Annotated in this window: 9 protein-coding genes; 3 read left to right on the top strand and 6 right to left on the bottom strand. The window is 64.9% G+C overall.

Annotated features, from left to right (window positions below):
* From ACFWYW_RS59150 to ACFWYW_RS59160, 3 genes are all read left to right on the top strand, one after another.
* A partial coding sequence (locus ACFWYW_RS59150) for a hypothetical protein (protein ID WP_379641474.1) occupies positions 1 to 218 on the top strand: 218 nt, incomplete at its 5' end.
* Between the two features lie 65 nt (positions 219 to 283).
* Positions 284 to 445 (top strand): hypothetical protein, encoded by a 162-nt coding sequence (locus ACFWYW_RS59155; RefSeq protein ID WP_379628193.1) that lies wholly within the window; start codon positions 284 to 286, stop codon positions 443 to 445.
* Positions 446 to 471: 26 nt separating this feature from the next.
* A complete protein-coding gene (locus tag ACFWYW_RS59160; RefSeq protein ID WP_379628191.1) occupies positions 472 to 687 on the top strand; it encodes a hypothetical protein in 216 nt (71 codons plus the stop codon).
* A 12-nt stretch (positions 688 to 699) separates the two neighbouring features.
* On the opposite strand, the gene rhuM is transcribed toward ACFWYW_RS59160, so the two are convergent.
* The 6 genes from rhuM to ACFWYW_RS59190 all read right to left on the bottom strand — a co-directional run.
* Positions 700 to 1,827: a RhuM family protein gene (gene rhuM / locus ACFWYW_RS59165; protein ID WP_379628189.1), complete on the bottom strand. Its 1,128-nt coding sequence runs from the start codon at positions 1,825 to 1,827 to the stop codon at positions 700 to 702.
* A gap of 330 nt (positions 1,828 to 2,157) precedes the next feature.
* Positions 2,158 to 2,454, bottom strand: coding sequence for a hypothetical protein (locus ACFWYW_RS59170; protein ID WP_379628187.1), 297 nt, complete (start codon positions 2,452 to 2,454; stop codon positions 2,158 to 2,160).
* Positions 2,454 to 2,585: a hypothetical protein gene (locus tag ACFWYW_RS59175; protein WP_379628185.1), complete on the bottom strand. Its 132-nt coding sequence runs from the start codon at positions 2,583 to 2,585 to the stop codon at positions 2,454 to 2,456. The genes ACFWYW_RS59170 and ACFWYW_RS59175 overlap by 1 nt, the downstream gene beginning before the upstream one ends.
* The gene (locus ACFWYW_RS59180; protein WP_379628183.1) at positions 2,582 to 2,776 is read right to left on the bottom strand and encodes a hypothetical protein; all 195 of its coding nucleotides are present in this window, start codon (positions 2,774 to 2,776) and stop codon (positions 2,582 to 2,584) included. The genes ACFWYW_RS59175 and ACFWYW_RS59180 overlap by 4 nt, the downstream gene beginning before the upstream one ends.
* Before the next feature lie 8 nt (positions 2,777 to 2,784).
* Complete coding sequence (locus ACFWYW_RS59185; RefSeq protein WP_379628181.1) at positions 2,785 to 3,003, bottom strand: hypothetical protein; 219 nt, start codon at positions 3,001 to 3,003, stop codon at positions 2,785 to 2,787.
* A 69-nt stretch (positions 3,004 to 3,072) separates the two neighbouring features.
* Positions 3,073 to 3,303, bottom strand: a 231-nt coding sequence (locus ACFWYW_RS59190) for a hypothetical protein (protein ID WP_379628179.1), incomplete at its 5' end; no start/stop codon positions are given.

Here is a 3,303-nt window from a genome sequence, read left to right on the forward strand (position 1 = left end):
GGGCGGGCGTCCGGAGCATCCCGCTCCGCTCACGACAGGAGATCACCATGACGGACGCAGGCCAGACGGCCACGTTCAACACCATCGGCGGCAACACGATCACGTTCGTTTACGGACAAGGCTCCGTCGGCGAATGGACGTGCAACGGCTGCCTCAAAGCCAGGCGCAGCACGGTTGACGAAGCCAACGATCACGCCGCCCAATGCCGCGCCCAGTGACAGACGCCACCAGCTACATGCGCTGTCCCGCAGCAACGGGTTACCAACGAAAAGGGGCCGTACTCATGAAGGACAAGATCACCTACACCACCGCTGGCGGCGGCACCGTCACCTGGGAGAAGCGCGAGGTCCGCGGGTCGTGGGAGTGCCTGGCCTGTGGCCGCAAGGACCCGGACGGCAACGCCTACGAGGCCAACAAGCACGCCAGCGGATGTTGGGCGCGCTAACCAATCAACGAAAGGAAATGATCAGCATGGGACTGTTCAGCAACGCACGCAACAGGGCCGTCGGCACGCGTGCGGCTCGTCGGGACCTCAAGAACGCCCGCCAGAACCTCGAAGAGACCTCAGACCGTGAGGCCGCCAAGAGCGGCGGCAAGCCGATCCGCGACGACAACGCCAACTACAACAAGGCCAACCGCGAGGTCCTCGACGCGGAGAAGAAGGTCCCGTTCTGGGGACGGTGGTAACCGTGAGCTGGTTCAAGCGTCCGCACCCCGGCTGCCAGGCCAAGGTGACCGGCGTCGTATTCGACGGCGATCTCGACTATGAAGTCCGCTATCCCGGCTGCAACCGGCGCAGGGCATTCGTGGCCACCACCTACCGGATCGACGACGTACCCCGGGACGAGGCGGTCCTGCGGGCGCGCGATCGGATCGAAGAGCACAAGACCAGTGGCATCTGGGGCTGGTAGCCCTCTCCAGCCAGCGCACGCCGAAGGGGCACGGAACATGGCGGAAATCCCGGCGAAAGCCGTCCACATCGTCGACCAGGTGACCGCAGCCCACCGTGAGAAGGGCAAGGACGGAGTCGTCGAGGAACTGGCGAAGCTGGCCAAGACCGATCCGACCTCTGCGGCCAACCTCGGAGAGATCATCCTTCGCATGGCCGGAGAGCAGCCGCTCCAGCTTCCTCAGCTCGCCGACCGCCAGGTAGTTCTTCGCGACGTCCCGGTCCTTCTTGGTCGGCGAAGTCTTCCCGTTCTCCCGATCCTGCCAGTGGCAGATCTCGCGAGCGTTCTTGATCTCGACAGCGCTCATCCCGGTGATGTGCCGGTACAGCCTGTTCTGCATCATGGCGAAGAACATGCTGCTGGCCTTGGTGCTCGGGACGTAGTCGGAGGCGTTCTCCACCATCATGTCCCGGAAGATCTTGTAGTCGGTCATCTCCCGCGCCCTGGCCAGCGCCGTCTGGCGGATCTCCTCGACCGTCAGAGCGCCGAGCTCGGCCTCACGCGCCCGGACCGCGAAGTAGACCCGCGCGTGGGCCACGGCAGACTTCGTGTCGTCGCCGGCCATCGCCGTGAGGTAGGCGGCGAAGCGGGTCAGCCGGGCGTCGGGGACCTGGCGCTGCGCACCTTTCGGCATCTGGATCGTTTTCGGGACTTCCCGAAAATGATGCTGAGCTGCGGCTTCTCCCTGAACAAGCGCTAGAGACGCCTTGGCCTTCTCGATAACCGTGGCGAAGTCTTCCCAGCGGGAGTACTCCATGAGGGGCTGCATCTCGCGGCCCAGCCAGTACTCACGGCCATAACCATCCTCATGGCGGATCTTGTCGAAAGGCGACCCCTGCTCGGGACCGCGCGAGGGCACGATGCTATTTTCGGTCACGTCAACTCTCCTTTGAAGGGTTGGCCGAACCCGGGCCTGTTTGCGCAGGTGCCGGGCCTAAGTCGAAGCTGTGCTCGATTGTCCCAGGGATCACAGCGCTTCAAAGCACACATTCGGGACAAGTTGAATAGGGGAAGGATCACATCCGTTTCGGGAAGAAATGGAGTGGCTCTGCCTTCAAATTCCCTGCATTACCGGCCGCCTTACCCGGAAGCGGTACAACACGAAGAAGCCCTCGCCTCGACCCGTCAGGGCCGAAGCGAGGGCTTCTCTAGCAGCACCCGCGAGGGGTGGCACTCGCCCACCGAAGCGAGCGAGGGGATGTTCAGTTCAACTCGACATCGCGACACGCACCGCCCGGTCTACGTCAGCGGCGGTCAGGAGACGTCCCGGGTGGCAGGTGTACCCGCACTCGTGCGGCCCTCCGTAGATGAGGCACTCGCCGTCACAGCCGTGCAGGCAGTCCCTCCAAACATCTGTGGACACCTCCAGCTCGCCCTCAGGGAACAGCTCACGGGCGAACTGGCGCTTCTCGAAGGCGCGCTGCTGGCCCCGGCCGGTGCGCACGTAGTCGCCGTACGACGGCGTGAACCACTGCCAGGAGCGGGCACCCATCAACGGAGCCATCACGCCTCCCGCCACTCCACGCGCACCAGAACCGCCGAGGACGACGTCCAACTCTTCTCGCCGGCCTCGAACACGGCCAGCAGCTCGCGCGGGTCCTCATCGTCCTCATAGAACGCCAGAGCGGTCTTCATCGGCGGTCCATGTCCTCTCGGGTCAGCCCGCACGCCATGTCCAGCCGGTCGCACACCCGCTCCAGCAGCCATCCCGGGATCAGGTGCACGTCGTGGAGGCGGGTGTGGCGGGTCATCCTCTTCCCGGCCATGGCGGGACAGTGCAGGAAGTGCGCCACCGCATCCACGCGGCGCCACCAGCGCACCGACATCACGCCTCCTAGAAGAAGTCGTACTTGGCCTGGCCGCGAGGCTGGGTCGGCTCCGGCTCCTCACCGCGCAGCAGCGCGAGACGAGTCTGCTGGCGAGCCCGCTTCTCGTAGAAGCGGGCGAAGTCTTCGATCCCGGAGAAGCAGCCGCCGTAGTGCATCCAGTGCGTCCACGCTGGCCGGTCCTCACGTTGGATCCAGTACGGCATGGTGTTGTCGGTGCGGGACATGCGGGTCCTGTCTAGGCCCGCCAGTAGGTCTGGCGTGGCCCTAACAGTCCGCGCCGGAGAATCTGCCGCTCATCGTGCCTCCCGCTCGGCTCGTAGGCGCTCCAGTCTGGCACGCAGCTCGTCCAGGTCGTCTACCTGGAGCGGCTGCTTGAGCCGCTCCTCCGCGCCCGCGAACATCGCGGCGAGTTCGTCTTCGTAGAAACGATCGCCGTTCGGGTAGATACGCACCTTGCGCCCGTCATGCCAGATGACGTCGGTGTACTGCCCAGGTTCCATCACGGCTCCAAAGGAGACGACAAG

Origin of the sequence: Nonomuraea sp. NPDC059023, from assembly GCF_042740095.1 — a bacterium.
Taxonomy (GTDB): Bacteria; Actinomycetota; Actinomycetes; order Streptosporangiales; family Streptosporangiaceae; genus Nonomuraea.